The 15,274-nt window shown below is 69.0% G+C and carries 14 protein-coding genes and 3 tRNA genes; 8 read left to right on the forward strand and 9 right to left on the reverse strand.

Annotation, left to right across the window (positions count from 1 at the left end; translation table 11 throughout):
* The 3 genes from LF262_RS05660 to LF262_RS05670 form a co-directional block, all read left to right on the forward strand.
* Positions 1-234, forward strand: a 234-nt coding sequence (locus LF262_RS05660) for an alpha/beta fold hydrolase (RefSeq protein ID WP_235779328.1), incomplete at its 5' end; no start/stop codon positions are given.
* A gap of 29 nt (positions 235-263) precedes the next feature.
* Entirely contained in the window at positions 264-413 is a 150-nt protein-coding gene (locus LF262_RS05665) for a type II toxin-antitoxin system PemK/MazF family toxin (RefSeq protein ID WP_372462751.1), read from the forward strand.
* Positions 414-620: 207 nt separating this feature from the next.
* Positions 621-1,862, forward strand: a complete 1,242-nt coding sequence (locus tag LF262_RS05670; protein ID WP_235779330.1) for an AbrB family transcriptional regulator — start codon at positions 621-623, stop codon at positions 1,860-1,862.
* 484 nt (positions 1,863-2,346) lie between these two features.
* On the opposite strand, the gene LF262_RS05675 is transcribed toward LF262_RS05670, so the two are convergent.
* The 4 genes from LF262_RS05675 to LF262_RS05690 form a co-directional block, all read right to left on the reverse strand.
* Complete coding sequence (locus LF262_RS05675) at positions 2,347-2,766, reverse strand: nuclear transport factor 2 family protein (RefSeq protein ID WP_235779331.1); 420 nt, start codon at positions 2,764-2,766, stop codon at positions 2,347-2,349.
* A gap of 751 nt (positions 2,767-3,517) precedes the next feature.
* Positions 3,518-3,593, reverse strand: a tRNA-Phe gene (locus LF262_RS05680).
* A 49-nt stretch (positions 3,594-3,642) separates the two neighbouring features.
* Positions 3,643-3,716 (reverse strand) — tRNA-Asp (locus tag LF262_RS05685).
* A gap of 81 nt (positions 3,717-3,797) precedes the next feature.
* A tRNA-Glu gene (locus LF262_RS05690) sits at positions 3,798-3,870 on the reverse strand.
* Positions 3,871-3,950: 80 nt separating this feature from the next.
* Between LF262_RS05690 and LF262_RS05695 the strand changes: the two genes are divergently transcribed.
* Positions 3,951-4,325 carry a metallopeptidase family protein gene (locus LF262_RS05695; RefSeq protein WP_235779332.1) on the forward strand — a complete coding sequence of 125 codons (375 nt, stop codon included), beginning with the start codon at positions 3,951-3,953 and terminating at the stop codon, positions 4,323-4,325.
* A 1-nt stretch (position 4,326) separates the two neighbouring features.
* A complete protein-coding gene (locus tag LF262_RS05700; RefSeq protein WP_235779333.1) occupies positions 4,327-5,256 on the forward strand; it encodes a cation diffusion facilitator family transporter in 930 nt (309 codons plus the stop codon).
* A gap of 96 nt (positions 5,257-5,352) precedes the next feature.
* Here LF262_RS05700 and LF262_RS05705 read toward each other — a convergent pair whose 3' ends face one another.
* Positions 5,353-6,393, reverse strand: a complete 1,041-nt coding sequence (locus LF262_RS05705) for a universal stress protein (protein ID WP_235779334.1) — start codon at positions 6,391-6,393, stop codon at positions 5,353-5,355.
* A 337-nt stretch (positions 6,394-6,730) separates the two neighbouring features.
* Between LF262_RS05705 and LF262_RS05710 the strand changes: the two genes are divergently transcribed.
* Positions 6,731-7,378, forward strand: coding sequence for an FAD-binding protein (locus LF262_RS05710; protein ID WP_235779660.1), 648 nt, complete (start codon positions 6,731-6,733; stop codon positions 7,376-7,378).
* Positions 7,379-7,414: 36 nt separating this feature from the next.
* Here LF262_RS05710 and LF262_RS05715 read toward each other — a convergent pair whose 3' ends face one another.
* On the reverse strand, positions 7,415-8,038 hold the full coding sequence (locus LF262_RS05715; protein ID WP_235779335.1) for a copper resistance CopC family protein: 624 nt from the start codon (positions 8,036-8,038) through the stop codon (positions 7,415-7,417).
* A gap of 122 nt (positions 8,039-8,160) precedes the next feature.
* Between LF262_RS05715 and LF262_RS05720 the strand changes: the two genes are divergently transcribed.
* Positions 8,161-9,594 (forward strand): NCS2 family permease, encoded by a 1,434-nt coding sequence (locus LF262_RS05720; protein ID WP_235779336.1) that lies wholly within the window; start codon positions 8,161-8,163, stop codon positions 9,592-9,594.
* Between the two features lie 210 nt (positions 9,595-9,804).
* On the opposite strand, the gene LF262_RS05725 is transcribed toward LF262_RS05720, so the two are convergent.
* Positions 9,805-11,955 carry an elongation factor G-like protein EF-G2 gene (locus LF262_RS05725; protein WP_235779337.1) on the reverse strand — a complete coding sequence of 717 codons (2,151 nt, stop codon included), beginning with the start codon at positions 11,953-11,955 and terminating at the stop codon, positions 9,805-9,807.
* 175 nt (positions 11,956-12,130) lie between these two features.
* Between LF262_RS05725 and hutG the strand changes: the two genes are divergently transcribed.
* Entirely contained in the window at positions 12,131-13,144 is a 1,014-nt protein-coding gene (gene hutG, locus LF262_RS05730; protein ID WP_235779338.1) for a formimidoylglutamase, read from the forward strand.
* Positions 13,145-13,232: 88 nt separating this feature from the next.
* On the opposite strand, the gene LF262_RS05735 is transcribed toward hutG, so the two are convergent.
* Both LF262_RS05735 and hutH read right to left on the reverse strand, forming a co-directional pair.
* Entirely contained in the window at positions 13,233-13,469 is a 237-nt protein-coding gene (locus LF262_RS05735) for a hypothetical protein (protein ID WP_235779339.1), read from the reverse strand.
* Between the two features lie 199 nt (positions 13,470-13,668).
* Complete coding sequence (gene hutH / locus LF262_RS05740; RefSeq protein ID WP_235779340.1) at positions 13,669-15,270, reverse strand: histidine ammonia-lyase; 1,602 nt, start codon at positions 15,268-15,270, stop codon at positions 13,669-13,671.
* Positions 15,271-15,274: the final 4 nt, after the last annotated feature.

The raw sequence follows: 15,274 nt of genomic DNA on the forward strand, positions 1-15,274 counted from the left end.
ATCGCAGACGGCGGATTCGAGCCGCTCTCCGAGCAGGACGTCGCAAGCGTTACCCGCCCGACCCTCGTGATGACCGGCTCCACCAGCCCAGCCGTCCTGCGCCTGCTCGCGAAGCGGCTCGACGAGCTGCTTCCCCACAGCCGAATCGTCGACATCCCGGACGCGAGCCACGTTATGCACGTCCAGAATCCGGCCGCGGCGAACGCCGCAATCGTCGACTTCCTCAGGCCCTGAGCCGCGACCACCCACGCACCAACGCGGAACTGCCCGGGCTCCAGTGCGAGAGCCCGGCCATGATCGACAAGCTCACAACCGTGCGCCGCTCCAACGTCCAGTCCCGCATCGGCAGGCTCGCCCCGTCCCAGCTGGCAGAGGTCGAGCGTGCACTGCTGGTCTTCCTCGGGATCGCCTAGCCAATTGCCGGCGGCGAGTTTTCCCATCGGCCCGCACCGTGCTCGCCACCCTCGGGGAGAGGTGGCCCACTTCACTGTCTCGCCGTGAGCCTTCACCCGGGCGGCAGCTGGAATTATCCCTCGGTTCCCCTGCCTGTCAGGCGGGCCCCGGAAAGTCATTCAGGTCCGGGGCAATGGCGCCGCTCCAGCCAGACCGGGAGGAAGCAGATGCCCAGCCCAAGGACACAAGTTGTCACCGACCGCGCCGGAACGGGAACGGCACGTCGGCTGCTCGCCGGAACACTCAGCCGATCCCGTCTGGGCTCTGCCGCCGTGTGGCTGGCGCCGGGAGGAGCGGCCTTCGCCCTCGGCGAGACCGGTTCGCTCATCGGCCTCCCGGCACCCCATCTGCTGCTCGCGCTCCTGGTCGGGGCTGCTGCCGCCCTCTCGGGGGCCGTGAAGAAGCAGCTGCCCAAGCCGGCGGCCGTGGCCTCCCAGGCCGGCATCGGGGTGCTCATGGGCAGCTACATCACACCGGCCTCCCTGCAGTCAGCAGGTGCGGCGGCCCTGCCCATGACCGCCGTGACCGTCCTGACGATCGGCCTGTGCCTCGCAGCGGGGTCCCTCCTGGCAAGATGGGGCCGGACCGGCCTTGCCGACGGCGCACTGAGCCTCGTGCCCGGCGGCTCCGCGGCCGTCGTCGCCGCCGCGGACGACCTCGGCGCCGACTCCCGCGTCGTGGCCTTCTCGCAGTACTTCCGGGTCGCGCTCGTGGCGTTCACCGCGCCCCTCGTGGCCTTCGCCCTGCACCCGGTCAGCGGGGGCAACGCCGGGCCCGGTGGCACCCCGCTGTGGGACGATCCCCATCAGATCCTCCACCTGTCCCAGAACACGCATCAGCTCCCGGGCCTGCTCATGCTTGCCGCCGTCTGCATCCTCGGCGTCAGGGCGGGACGGCGTATCTCGATGCCGGCCCCGGCGCTGTTGGGGCCGATGGTGATCACGGCGCTGTTCGTCTTCACCGGCACCGCCCAGGGCTTCGCGCCCGACGGTGCGCTGCGCAGCCTCCTCTTCGTCCTGGTCGGACTCGAAGTGGGCCTCAGATTCACCTGGGCCTCGGTGCGCAGCATCGGTCGGCTGTTCCCCCACGTGCTGCTGTGGACGGTGGCCGTCTGCTTCGCGTGCGGGGGCCTGGCCTGGGCATTCTCGGCAGCTCTGGGCCTTCCACTCCTGGATGCCTACCTCGCAACCACCCCGGGCGGGATCAACGCGGTACTGGCCACCGCCGCGTCCCTGGACGCCAACCTCCCGGCCATCTCGACCGTCCAGAGCATCCGCCTCTTCATCGTCATGCTCCTGACCCCGCCGCTGATCAGCTGGCTTGCCCACAAGAACACGCCGAAGCCAGCACTGGCCGCCGCCACCCCCGGGAAGCATCTCCCGGTCGTGACCGAGTCCGCCGTCTCCTGAGGCAGGACCCCACCAGCGGGCAGGATCGCCGCGGCGCCCGTGATCGGCGCCGATAGCGGCTGGCGCCTTCAGAAGCTGCACTCGGCCGGACAGCCGCATCCGGCGCCCGCGGCAACGTCAAGCCCAACAGGCTAGAGCGCTACGTCAACGCGCTAGGGCACCACCTCGAGATACGACTGTCCCTGACCAAGGAACAGCAACCACCGCAGGCGGTCCCGCTCGATCCAATGAAGTGACGCTGAGTCCTCGGATGAGTGGCTTCAGCTTCTCCCCATCGGCCACTGACCGCTGCGAAAACCCGCCAAATAGCGTTGCGAATCACACGGATGCGATCCAAAGCGTCACGACGCGTCCGTTGGCGGCCGGCCAACGGACGCGTGTCCGTCCTCGATGCGGGCCGTCCTAAATCCCCCCGCATGCCCGAATTCAGCCGGTCAGGCAGACGGTAAGCCCGCCTCCCCCCGAGACCCCGCGCCCGCGAGGATCACACCCCGTCCCGGCGATGCGTCATCTCCTCGATCTGGGAATCAATGCCACCGGCGTCGCGCACCAGCTCAGTGTAGATGCGACCGCCCGTGAAATGGTCATCTTGGACATCGAAGACATTGACGCCTACAAACTCCATGGCCGTCCCGTCGGCGCGGGTGCCGGACATGCGCCACTCAATCCATACTGTGTCGCCGTCGATAGCGGTCGCAAGCAGATCGGCGCGCAGGTCGATGATGCTCTCGAACAGTGCGCCGAAGTTGGCGCGCACTTGGTCTCTCCCCTCAACAAATTCCCCTCGACGCGCGGGCGCCGTATCGCGGTAATTCGGCGCGAAACAGGAGACCGTCGCCTCGAGATCGTGGTTGGTCAACGCGCGCACCCAGCGCTGCGCAACGAGTCGTGGGTCTGTCGCCATGCAATCAGGGTCGCACGAAAGCTTTGACGCGGAAATGGCAGGGCGACCCTGGAAGGCGGCGCCGATGCGACCATCAGACATGACAGGCGGCCCGTGAGGACCACGAGCCGCGCAACGTCCGCTTAGAGATCCCCAATCGGGCGCTCCGACCGCCACTTAGCGATCACAGAATCGCGACATTTAGCGCCGCGGTTCACAGTCCGGCGTGTCGCTTCTTGCTCGAACTGGTCTGCAGAAACGGCCGTTTATGACGGCCGGACTTACTACCTTGCGATGAGAGTGTTAGTCGCCCGTCGAACGGAAGGCTGAGCCCTTCGTCGCTCGGGCGGCTACTTTGTCGACAATGCGTTCAATGACGCGGTTCGGGTCCTTCCACTTCATGGCGAGCCTGTCGTGATCCATACCGTGCTCTGCCACGATGTCCCGAAGATGTTCGAGGTCCAACTCATTCAGGCGACTCCTGAGCCCTTCCTCGCCGGCATCGCCATATATTGCGAACGGGTCGAGGATCCCGGGAGCGCGTCTGCCGGTGCGTCGCCGCGAAGCTCAATGACTCAGTCGCCAAACTCGACTCCAGCGCATGACCTCGGTGCCCACCGTGCCCACGCGACGCTCAACGGCCAACCCCACGGGCACCATCTGGAGAACTTCTCCAGATATTTGGTGCCCAAAATGTGCCCAGAGACCCCGAGATGGGGGTCCGACAGGGAGCGATTAAACGACGAAACCCCACGCTGACGTGGGGCTTCTGTGGTGGCTCCGACCGGCGTCGATCCGGTGACCTTTCGATTTTCAGTCGAACGCTCTACCAACTGAGCTACAGAGCCTCGATGATCGCTCATCGAAAGGCAACTGACCGTGGTCATGTCGCCGAAGCGACCCTGACGGGACTTGAACCCGCGACCTCCGCCGTGACAGGGCGGCGCGCTAACCAACTGCGCTACAGGGCCTCATTTTTCGCGGGCTTGACCCCGCTCACAAGACTAAGATCCTAGCAGACCCCAAGGGCCTTCCAAAATCATCATCCTGCGTACCCCCAACGGGATTCGAACCCGTGTCGCCGCCGTGAAAGGGCGGTGTCCTAGGCCACTAGACGATGGGGGCCAGCCAGACCATCAAACTATAGGGCGGGCCGCCGGGACCAGACAAATCAGCAGACCGACCACCTCAGTAGAGTTGTGGGCATGGATGCGCAGTGGATGAGCGAGGACGAGTTCGAGGCGGCCGTGGACTCGGCCCTCGACGCGATCCCCCGGCGCATCGCAAAGCACATGGACAACGTGGCCGTCTTCATCGAGGACCGCTACGTCCCGCGTACCCATGAGGATCCGGACACGGTGCTGCTGGGCCTGTACGAGGGCACCCCGCTGACGGAGCGCGGCGAGTGGTACGCCGCGGGCTCGCTCCCGGACCGCATCACCATCTTCCGGGAACCCATCCTCGAGGTCTGCGCTACCCGCGAAGATGTTGTCGAGGAGATCCTCGTGACGGTGGTCCACGAGTTCGCCCACCACTTCGGGATCGACGACGCCCGCCTCCATGAACTGGGCTGGGGCTGAGATGGGCCATCCACACGACCATTCCCACAGCCGCGGCGCCTCCACCGCGACGGGGATGCACCGGCGTCGGCTCCTGCTCGTCCTCGCCATCACCCTCGGGGTCGTGGTGGTCCAGCTCGTCGCCGGACTCGTCTCGGGTTCCCTCGCGCTGCTCGCCGACGCAGGGCACATGTTCTCGGACGCCGCTGGCCTCGCCATTGCGCTCATAGCCGCGTGGATCGCGGCGCGTCCCCCCACGGACCAGCGGACGTTCGGCCTCCAGAGGGCCGAGGTCCTCGCGGCCCTCGCGAACGCGCTAGTGCTGCTCGTGATCGCGGTGTTGATCTTCATCGAGGGCATACACCGCCTCCAGGGCGAAGCGGAGGTGCAGACTGCGCCCATGCTCACGGGCGCCGTGATCGGCGCGGGCGCGAACATCGCGGGCCTCATGATCCTGCACGGCGCCCACAAGGAGAGCCTCAACGTGCGGGGAGCCTACCTCGAGGTGCTCGGGGACCTCGTCGGATCACTCGCAGTGGTGGTGGCGGGCCTCGTGATCGTGCTGACCGGATGGGTCCAGGCCGATGCCGCGGCGTCCCTCGCGATCGCGGTGTTCATCGTGCCACGCGCCTGGTCGCTCCTGCGTGACGTGGTCGATGTCCTGCTCGAGGCCACCCCGAAGGGCGTGCACATTGACACGATCCGTGAGCACATCCTCTCCGCGCCGGGCGTGGAGGACGTCCACGACATCCACGCCTGGACCATCACCTCCGGCGTGCCGGTGTTCTCCGCGCACGTGGTGGTGGACGACTCGGTGCTCGGGGCCGAGGGCATGGACCGCGTGCTCGACCGGCTCCAAGACTGCCTCGGCGAGCACTTCGACACCGAACACTGCACGTTCCAGCTCGAGCCGGCCTCTCACCGGGAGCACGAGCCCGAGCAGCACGCATAGTTCGCCCAATCCGGACCGTACAGCGGCTCAGGGGGGCACAGCCTCAGGTGAGGCACGACGGCGGGCCGGTCGCCGCCGTCGTGCGCCGCACCTTGGCTAGGAGGTGAGCATCGGGCCGAACGACGGCCGATCGCCCATCCGCTCGTCGGCGTGGTCAGGGACAACCATGACGGGGCCCTTCGCGTGGTGCAGCACCCCGTCCGAGGTGGAGCCGAGCAGCATCCCCGCGAACCCTCCGCGCCCGCGGGTGCCGAGGACGAGGAGGTCGACAGAGTGGGACACCTCGACGAGCACGTCCACGGGGGCGCCGTCGACGAGGCTCACCTGCACCTCGAGGTTCGGGAAGTGGCTCTGGAGCCACGCGGTGCCGGCCTTGAGCTGTGCGCGGATGTCCTGGAACAGCTGCTCACGGTCCACGGGGGCCGGCACCCATGCGAGGCTGCCGCTGAACTGCGGCACTGCGCACACGATCCGCAGGGGGATTCCACGCATCATGGCCTCCTCCGCGGCGACGAGCACGGCCACCCGCGCCTGGTCCGAGCCGTCGACGCCCACGGCCACGACGTCCTCGACCTGCGTGCGGCCTTCCTTGGCCTGGTCGGCGAGGACGTGCTTGTCCTCGATCTCCTCCCCGATCCGCTCCGCGAACCGCAGGGGGACAGTCACAGTGGCGCAGTGCGCGTGGGCCGGCAGGGCGCTGGAGACGGACCCGAGGAGCCGGCCGACGAATCCGCCTCGGCCCCGCGAACCGAACACCAGCAGCTCGGCTGCCTTGGAGAACTCGAGGAGAACGCCCGAGGCATCCCCGGACTCCACTGATGAGGTGACCTCGATGTCTCGGACATCGCCGAGCTCGTCGAGGGCCTCCTTGAGGACCGCCTCGGCGCCGTCGCGGATCACCGTGTCGTCGAACGTCGCATAGCCTCCGTCGAGCCCCGACGCGGCGAAAAGGGGCACGCTGTACGCCGTCACGACGTGGAGAGGCCGCCCGCGGCGCTGGGCCTCGAGCGCCGCCCATTTGAGGGCGCAGCGGCCATGGTCCGAACCGTCCACGCCGACCACGATTCCCGTGGGAAGATCCTCGCCATCCGGGCCCTGCCCGGGCGTGCCGTCCTGCGGGTGGAGCTGCTCTTCCATGGCTGCCTCCTCAACTCGCTGCGAGCCTAACATGGCCCTCACGGCCAATCTCCACCGCATTCCCAGGCCGGTCAAGCCTGGCGCACGACCGCTCCCCCGGGGCTGGCGGAGCGTGGGAATCCGGAGCCATTCCGGGCTCTGCGCAGGCCCTCTGCCCGGTCCTTTACGGCACGCCGAAACCGTCTACCAAATGCCCCTGATTTTCTGTAGGGTCAGACCGTCGCCCACCTTCTGGAAGAACGCTTTCGGATCCGGGCGGTGTTCTGCGAGCAGTCTGAGGGGAACGCGCGAGCAGCAACCAAATCCGTGAACTCCGCAGGAGGATCCGCTCGTGTCTATGCCGCCGCGCCATCAGGAGAGCCGCGTCCTCGAGGCAGCGGCGCCGGGCTTCGAGGGCACTCGGGGCGACGGCGAGGCTCACGCTGAATCCACGAGCGCCGTCGTCATAGGCACGGGCCTGTCCGGCCTCGCGGTCGCCGCCGAGCTGAGCCGCTCCGGTGTCCGAGCCGTGACCGTGGACGGCCTCGAGAGCTCCTCACCCTCCACAGCGACGTCAGCCCTCCGGGTGGCTGACCTCTCGAGCGCTGAGTCCGCTGAGTACCTGGACGTACTGCGCCACCTCCGCAAGTACGCCGTGAGCCATGGACTCGACGTCCGCCACCACACCGTGGCCCGCCACCTCGCCCTGACGGAGGGGCCCCACGGCGATGCGGCGGCCCGCTGGGGCGTACGGACAGACACCGGGCTCCTGCTCGCGGACGCCGTAGTCCTCACCCGCTGCGCACACAACCAGCTCCGCCGCTTCCTCGGGGAGCTGGGCTACTCCCTCGGCGACCACCTGCTGGAGGGCCTGGGCGAGATCGGCCTGTACCTCGTGGGTGTGACAGGACTCGCCGCCCCGAGCACACGGGAAGTCCTCCGGCAGGCCAAGCACGTGGGGGCGGATGTCGCCGCCCGCGTCGGCGCAGGGCTCCAACCCGCCTGATCAGCCCACGCGCGGGTAGCCCGGCAGCGTCGAGGATCAGCCCTCCTCGGACCCGTCGTTCCCGCGCGCGAGCCGACGCCGCGCGCCGATCCCGAGCGCGGCAAGCAGGCCTACAGCCACGACCGCGAACACCACGATGATCCACGGGAACTGCTCAGACTGCACTGCCGGCGCCGCCGGGGGCGTCTGGGCGGTCCCAGGCCGGGATGGCTGGATCTCCGCCCCGGCTGCAGCGCTCGGCGAGGTCGACGCGCCAGGCACGGCGGCCGGCGTCGTGCCTGCACCACTGCCGGCAGAGGTGGCGGTGAACGTCAAGGTGCCCTCGATAGGGTGCGAGTCCGAGGAGACCACCCGCCACACCACCTTGTACTCGCCCGCGGGGCCGCCGGGCCGGAGCTTCTGGTGGGCGCTGCGGTCGATCACCTGGGGGGCGCCGTCGGCCCAGCTCGTGCCGGACGCATCGGTGACTCGGACCTCGGCGCCGACGCCGAGGGGCGTCTCACTGAAATCAAGGCGCACCTCGGTGGGGACACTCGCCACGGTGGCGCCCGACGTCGGCGCCGAACCTTCCAGCGCGTCGTGGGCGAACGCTGGGGCCGGGGCCACGAGAATGAGGACAATGGCGGCGAGCGCAGCCAGCGCGCGTCGGAGGATGTGCATCACACCAGCCTAGGTTTCGACCGAATGTAGAACAACTGGCGAGTAGGATTGACCCGGCCTCAGGGCCGGCACCACGGACTTGGTCCCTCTTCATCCCCCCCCCCCCGCGTACAGGAGCGCCCATGGCATCGGCAGTCGACCGGTACTTCAAGATCACCGACCGCGGCTCGACCGTCGGTCGCGAGATCCGCGGTGGCCTCGCGACGTTCTTCGCGCTGAGCTACATTGTGGTCCTGAACCCGCTGATCCTCTCCGGAGCCGACGCGGCCGGCAGTCATCTTGGCATTCCGCGTGTCGCAGCGATGACCGCGCTCGTGGGCGGGATCCTGACGATCCTCATGGGCGTGTGGGCCAAGCACCCGTTCGCGCTGGCCACGGGCCTGGGCGTCAACGCGTTCGTGGCCGTGACGGTGGCCACACACCCGGACGTGACTTGGCCGGACATGATGGGCCTCGTGCTCGTGGCCGGCGTGGTGATGTTCGTGCTCGTGCTCACCGGCTTCCGCACGGCGGTGTTCAAGGCCGTTCCGGAGGGGCTCAAGACGGCCATCGTGGTGGGCATCGGCGTCTTCATCGCCCTGATCGGGCTCGTGAACGCGGGATTCGTGCGCCGCATCCCGGACGCCGCCGGCACCACGGTCCCGCTCGGACTCGGCGATGCCGGCCGCCTCGTCGGCTGGCCCACTCTCGTGTTCGTCGTCGGGCTCGTGCTCACGATCGCCCTCATGGTCCGCAGGGTCCGTGGCGCGCTGCTCATCGGCATCATCGCGGCGACGGTCCTGGCAAACATCGTCGAGATCGCCTTCCACGTGGGCCCCTCCGTTGCTCCTGGACAGGCGCCGAACCCAGCCGGATGGTCCCTCGTGGTGCCGGGCCTGGGCAACGTGGCACCGGTGGATCTGGGCCTTTTCGGCCAGGCGGACCCGTTCGGTGCGTTCACGCACCTCGGCACGCTCGGGGCGCTGCTCATGGCGTTCGTGATCCTGCTGAGCATCTTCTTCGACGCGATGGGCACCATGGTGGGCCTGGCCCGCGAGGCCGGGTCGATGACTCCGGACGGCCAGATTCCCAACGTCGACCGCGTGCTGCTCGTCGACGCGTTCGGCGCGATCGCCGGCGGCGGCACGTCAATCTCGTCGAACCAGATCTTCGTCGAATCGGGCGCTGGCATCGGCGAGGGCGCCCGCACCGGGTTGGCTTCCGTGGTCACAGGCATCATGCTCCTGCTGGCCATGTTCGCCACGCCGCTGATCAACCTCGTGCCGTTCGAGGCTGTCGCACCCGCGCTCGTGATCGTGGGCTTCCTCATGTTCCAGCAGGTCGCGAAGATCGACTGGCATGATCTCGGGATCGCGATCCCGGCGTTCCTCACGATCGGCCTCATGCCCTTCACCTACTCGATCGCCAACGGCCTCGGCGCAGGCTTCATCTCCTACGTCCTCGTGCGCCTGTTCCAGGGGCGGACGCGGGATATCCATCCGCTCATGTGGGCCGTCGCAGCGGCCTTCCTCATCTTCTTCGGGATCGGTCCCATCGAGAAGCTGCTCGGCTTCTGAACCTGCCAGCGCGATCCGTGCCATCCGCGCGATCCGTGCCATCCCTTCCCGGCGCGCGGCGCCGTCGTCATAGGCTGACGACGGCGCCGCGGCCCCTCGGCGCTCATCCGGCTTGCCGTACGAGCCTTCCTGGAGCTCGAGCCGGGCGCCGCTGCACGCGTGGATGCGCGCGATGACCGGGCGCAAGAGGCCAGCGGCGGCAGCAAGAATTCACCGGGCCACGGGGTCGTGCCGCAGGTACTCCCGGCGGAAGGTCCCTGTGCCCGCGGTGAGGCCGCGGAGCTCGACGGCGTAGCGCAGCAGCTCTGCGTCGGGCACCTCGGCCGAGATGTCCGTGAGCTCCCCGCCTGAGGAGACCGTGCCTGTGAGCCTGCCCCGCCGGGAGGAGAGGTCGCTCATGACCGCCCCCACATAGTCGTCCGGGACACTGATGGTCACCGATGAAACGGGCTCGAGCAGCTGGATCCGAGTCGCCGCGGCGGCCTCGCGCAGGGCAAGGGCCCCGGCCGCTTGGAACGCGGCGTCAGAGGAATCGACGCTGTGGGTCTTGCCGCCCACGAGCGTGACCTTGATGTCCACCACGGGAAAGCCCTCCGCGACGCCTTTGGCCATCTGCGCTCGGACGCCCTTCTCGACCGACTCGATGAAGGTCTTCGGGATCACCCCGCCCACGATCCGGTCCACGAACTCGAAGCCCCCGCCCCGCTCTAGCGGCTCGACTTCGATGTCGCAGATGGCATACTGCCCGTGGCCGCCGGACTGCTTGACATGCCGCCCATGCCCGCTCGCGGCGGCGGCGAACGTCTCGCGCAGAGAAGTGACGACGTCCACCGTCTGCAGCTTGACACCTTGCTCCCGGAGCCGGTCGAGCACCACATCCGCGTGCGCCTCGCCCATGCACCACAGGACCAGCTGGTGCGTCTCGCCGTTCCGCTCAACCCGGAGGGTCGGGTCCCCAGCCGCAACCTTCGCGAGGCTCTTGGCGAGGGCATCCTCGTCACCATGCGAGGCCGCCTCGATCGCCACCGGCATGAGCGGCTCGGGCATATCCCACGGCGCAACCAGCATGGGGGTGTCCTTGGCGGACACCGTGTCCCCGGTCTCCGCACCGAGACGCGCGACAGCGCACAGGTCCCCCGCCACCGCATACGGTGCAGCCTGCAGGGTCGCACCGAACGGTGTGTAGAGGTGGCCGAGGCGCTCGTCCGCGTCGTGGTCCGGGTGGCCGCGCTCGGCGAGGCCGTGTCCGGCCACGTGCACCGGGGTGTCCTCGCGCAGGGTCCCGGAGAACAGCCGCACGAGGCACACGCGGCCCAGGAACGGGTCCACCGTGGTCCGCACGACCTCGCCCACGAGCGGGCCATCCGGATCGCAGCGCAGCCCCTTGACAGGCTTGCCGTCGAGGTCCGTCACGGGGGGCACCGCGTGCTCCACGGGAGACGGGAAGCCGCGCCGGAGCACCTCGAGCACCTCGGCCGTGCCAATGCCGCCCGTGCCGGCACCGAGGGCAGAAGTAGGCACCACGGGGAAGAACGAGCCCTGGGAGACGGCCTTCTCGAGGTCGCCGATGATCGTCTCGATGTCAATGTCCTCGCCGCCGAGATAGCGGTCCATGAGGGTCTCGTCCTCGCTCTCGGCGATGATCCCCTCGATGAGCGCCCCGCGCGCCTCGTCCCAGCCCGCAATCTCCTCTGGCAGTCCCGGCCGCATCTCCGGCATCTGGGCGACGCCGGACGAGGCGGCTCCCGATGATCCCGCCGAGTAGTCCGAGACGGTCCGGGTGAGCAGGCCGAGCAGACCGGTCAACGCGCCCTCGGACGTCACCGGCACGTACAGCGGGAGCACCGATTCCCCGAACGCGGCCTGACAACGAGCGAGCGCGGCGTAGTAGTCCGCCCGCGGGTGGTCGAGCTTGCTGATCACGACGGCGCGGGGCATGCCCACGCGCTCGCACTCGCCCCACAGGGCAATCGTCGCGGCGTCGATGTCCTCAGCGGCGGAGACCACGAACAGGGCACCGTCCGCCGCACGGAGCCCTGCGCGCAGCTCGCCCACGAAGTCCGCGTACCCGGGGGTGTCGAGCAGATTGACCTTGACCTCGCCGGACATGACCGGGGCAACGGACAAGGTCACGGAGCGCTGCTGGTGCACGGCCGCTGGGTCGGAATCGCTCACGGTGGTGCCGTCAGCGATGGTTCCCATGCGGCCGATCGCCCCGGTCGAGGCCAAGATCGCCTCAAGCAGGATGGTCTTGCCTGCGCCCGAGTGGCCTACGAGAGCCACATTCCGGATCATCTCTGAGCGGTTCACCGTCGCCGCGGCGGCGCCCTTCGGCGAAGCGGTGGTGCCTTTGCCCGACATGTGTTCCTCCTGGTCATCTTCCCCAGTCAGCAGCGTCGATGCCCCTATCCTGCCCCTCGGGGAGCGTTCAGGCGAGGGACATCAGGCACCAATCTCGGGCATCCAGTACGGAGTGCCGGACACGCACGGCCGTGGGCTCTGGCGCGATGGGGTGCGGATGCGGTGTGCTGGGTGGATGAGCGAAGCTCCTGTCCCCCCCGCGACAGTCGACATCCCCTGTGAGCCGTGGATGGGCCGCGACGACGGCGACTCCCCCGAACACCGCCGCTGGTGGCAGGCCGTGATGCCGTACTCGCCCGAGGCGGTGGCCGCGGCTCTCGCTCGGCCAGGGCGGGAGGCGCACGACGGCGAGCGGCGGGCTCCGGCGGTGCTGCTCGGCTTTCGCTCCGAGGAGGGGGTACGGCGCAACAAGGGCCGTCTTGGTACGGCCGAGGGCCCCGGTGCCATCCGGGCCGCGCTCGGCCCGCTCGCGTTCCACCTCGACCGCGAGGTGTTCGACGCCGGGGACGTCTCCGTGGTGACGGGCGGGGACGAGTTCCCGGGCGACCTCGAAGGCGGCCAGGAACGCTTCGGCTCGGTGCTCGCCGCGGCGCTCGACGCCGGCGCGCTCACGGTGGGGCTCGGGGGCGGCCACGAGACCGCGTTCGCGAGCTACCTCGGGGTCGCTGAGTCGGAGCGCTCGGGTGGTGCGCGCCTTGGGGTGCTCAATCTCGACGCGCACTTCGACCTCCGTGCCGAGGACCATGCGACCTCCGGCACACCGTTCCTGCAGATGGCCCGCGCCGAGGCCGGCGAGGGGAGGGACCTGCAGTACGCCGCCATCGGCATCTCCCGGCCCAACAACACGCGGGCACTGTTCGAGCGGGCCGACGCGCTCAACGTCCGCTACCTCCTCGACGAGTACACGACCCGGCAGACCGCAGAGGCGTTCGTCGAGGACTTCCTCGCCGACCTCGACGCCGTCTACCTGACCATCGACCTCGACGTGCTCCCCGCGGACGCAGCTCCCGGGGTATCCGCCCCCGCCGCGGTGGGCGTGCCGCTGCCGGTGATCATCGCCGTCGTGCGCCGGGTGGCCGCGAGCGGGAAGCTGCTCCACGCTGACATCGCCGAACTGAACCCGGCCTTCGATATCGATGGCCGCACGGCGCGAGTCGCCGCACGGCTCGTGGACACGATTCTGGGCTGATCGGCGGCAGCAGAGGAGGCCCGCACCTGTCTGTGGTGCGGGCCTCCTGCACGTTGCAGGCCTCGCCAGGGGCAGCTGCAGCTGGTACTCAGCCGCGGCGGACAATCACCCCATCAGACTTGAGGCACAGCTGGCGGTCGTGCGGGCCGTCCGAGTGGATCCACATGACGTTTCCGCTCAGCGAGACCTCCTCGACCGTTCCGCGGGACACGACCTGCGCGTGCCTCAAGACCTCAACAACTTCCCCCACCGCGAGCTCAGCCCAGTTCTCCACTGGCGCCTGGTAGGCGCCCCGTCGGGACACGACCGCTCCACGTGCCTTCATTGCTCTCCACTCCTTTGTGTAGATCATCAGCAAAACGTCGTTCTTCCGGGTTGCAGGTTCCGCGCTTGATGCCCCCCCAGTGTCCGCCTGCGACGGCCGACTCCTCGTTTCTATCGACTTCTGCGGCGCGTCGCCATGTAGGGTTCGACCACGGTTTGCCAAAACCGCTGTGCAGTCCGACAGCACCCCCAAGCGTGGGTCAGCGGAGGCCGCCGACGGCGGCACTCACGGCCGCGAGGAACTCGCCACCAGCAAGGGTTTGGTCCGCTGCCTCGAGCTCCGGGGACATGAACCGGTCCGTGCCAGGGCCGGGGACCGACCGGCGGAGCACCTCGATAGCAGCCGCGCCGCCCGGCCCGGGGACCAGCGCGCCGTCGGACACCTCGCGGCGGATGTCGATCGCGCGGGCCGCCGTCACGAGCTCGATGGCGAGGACGCGGCGCAGGTTCTCGACAGCCTTGCGTAGCTTGCGCGCGGCATGCCAGCCCATGGACACGTGGTCCTCCTGCATCGCGGAGCTGGGGATCGAGTCCACGGACGCAGGGACGGCCAGCCGCTTGCAGTCCGAGACAAGCCCGGCCTGCGTGTACTGCGCGATCATGAGGCCCGAGTCCACGCCCGGATCATGCGCCAGGAACGCCGGGAGTCCGTGGGAGCGCGCCGGATCCAGCATGCGGTCGGTGCGGCGCTCGGACATCGAGGCCAGGTCCGCGACCGCGATCGCGAGGAAGTCCAGCACATACGCCACCGGGGCACCGTGGAAGTTGCCGTTGCTGGAAACTCGCCCGTCGGGAAGGACCACCGGGTTGTCGATCGCCGCCGCGAGCTCCCGCTCGGCCACGGCGTCGGCGTGGGCGATCGTGTCACGGACGGCGCCGGCCACCTGCGGGGCGCAGCGCAGCGAGTAGGCGTCCTGGACGCGGTTGTCCCCGAGCTTGTGGGACTCGACGATCTTCGAATCGCGCAGCATCGCAAGCATGTTCGCGGCCGAGTCCGCCTGCCCCGGGTGCGGGCGCAGCGGGGCGTGTAGTTCGGGGAGGAACACCTGATCTGTACCCATGAGTCCGTCCACGGACAGCGCGGCCGTCACGTCCGCGGTCTTCACGAGCTGCCTGAGATCCGCGAGCGCCATGAGCAGCATGCCGAGCATGCCTTCGGTGCCGTTGACGAGCGCCAGGCCCTCCTTCACCGCCAGGACGATTGGCTCGATGCCGTGCGCGGCGAGCAGCTCCGAAACGGGACGCTCGCCGGGGCCGCCGAACCGCTCGCCGTCGGGCCCGAAGGCCTCCCCCTCGCCCATGAGCACGAGCGCCACATGCGAAAGCGGGGCGAGGTCGCCGGAGCAGCCGAGTGAGCCGAACTCGCGGATCACGGGGGTGATGCCCGTGTTGAGGAAGGCGACGAACGTCTCGAGGATCACCGGGCGCACGCCGGTGCGGCCGGACGCGAGGGTCTTGGCGCGCAGGAGCATGAGCGCGCGGGCCACCTCGGTCTCGACCGCTGGGCCCATGCCGGCGGCATGCGAACGGATGAGGGACTTCTGCAGCTGCGTCCGCTTCTCCTGCGGGATATGCAGGTTGGCCAGTGCGCCAAAACCCGTCGAGATGCCGTAGGCCGGTGTCTCGGACGCGGCGAGCGCCTCCACGTGGGCACGGACGCGGGCGACGGCGTCGAGCGCCTCGGGCGCGACCGTTACCTTCGCGCCGTGGCGGGCGACCGCGACGACGTCTTCGGCCGTGAGCCCGTGCGTGGAGAGGGTCACCTCGGTAGGGAGGCGGGTTTCGGGAGCGGTGAGTGTCATGTCA

The organism is Sinomonas notoginsengisoli, from assembly GCF_021554725.1.
In the GTDB taxonomy this organism is placed as follows: domain Bacteria; phylum Actinomycetota; class Actinomycetes; order Actinomycetales; family Micrococcaceae; genus Sinomonas; species Sinomonas notoginsengisoli.

Bases quoted from the DNA above. Each gene is read 5' to 3' on its own strand.
- hutH (WP_235779340.1), bottom strand. From the start codon at position 15,270: ATGACACTCACCGCTCCCGAAACCCGCCTCCCTACCGAGGTGACCCTC.
- LF262_RS05725 (WP_235779337.1), bottom strand. From the start codon at position 11,955: ATGTCGGGCAAAGGCACCACCGCTTCGCCGAAGGGCGCCGCCGCGGCG.
- LF262_RS05705 (WP_235779334.1), bottom strand. From the start codon at position 6,393: ATGGAAGAGCAGCTCCACCCGCAGGACGGCACGCCCGGGCAGGGCCCG.
- LF262_RS05735 (WP_235779339.1), bottom strand. From the start codon at position 13,469: ATGAAGGCACGTGGAGCGGTCGTGTCCCGACGGGGCGCCTACCAGGCG.
- LF262_RS05715 (WP_235779335.1), bottom strand. From the start codon at position 8,038: ATGCACATCCTCCGACGCGCGCTGGCTGCGCTCGCCGCCATTGTCCTC.
- LF262_RS05670 (WP_235779330.1), top strand. From the start codon at position 621: ATGCCCAGCCCAAGGACACAAGTTGTCACCGACCGCGCCGGAACGGGA.
- LF262_RS05675 (WP_235779331.1), bottom strand. From the start codon at position 2,766: ATGGCGACAGACCCACGACTCGTTGCGCAGCGCTGGGTGCGCGCGTTG.
- LF262_RS05695 (WP_235779332.1), top strand. From the start codon at position 3,951: ATGGATGCGCAGTGGATGAGCGAGGACGAGTTCGAGGCGGCCGTGGAC.
- LF262_RS05700 (WP_235779333.1), top strand. From the start codon at position 4,327: ATGGGCCATCCACACGACCATTCCCACAGCCGCGGCGCCTCCACCGCG.
- hutG (WP_235779338.1), top strand. From the start codon at position 12,131: ATGAGCGAAGCTCCTGTCCCCCCCGCGACAGTCGACATCCCCTGTGAG.
- LF262_RS05720 (WP_235779336.1), top strand. From the start codon at position 8,161: ATGGCATCGGCAGTCGACCGGTACTTCAAGATCACCGACCGCGGCTCG.
- LF262_RS05710 (WP_235779660.1), top strand. From the start codon at position 6,731: ATGCCGCCGCGCCATCAGGAGAGCCGCGTCCTCGAGGCAGCGGCGCCG.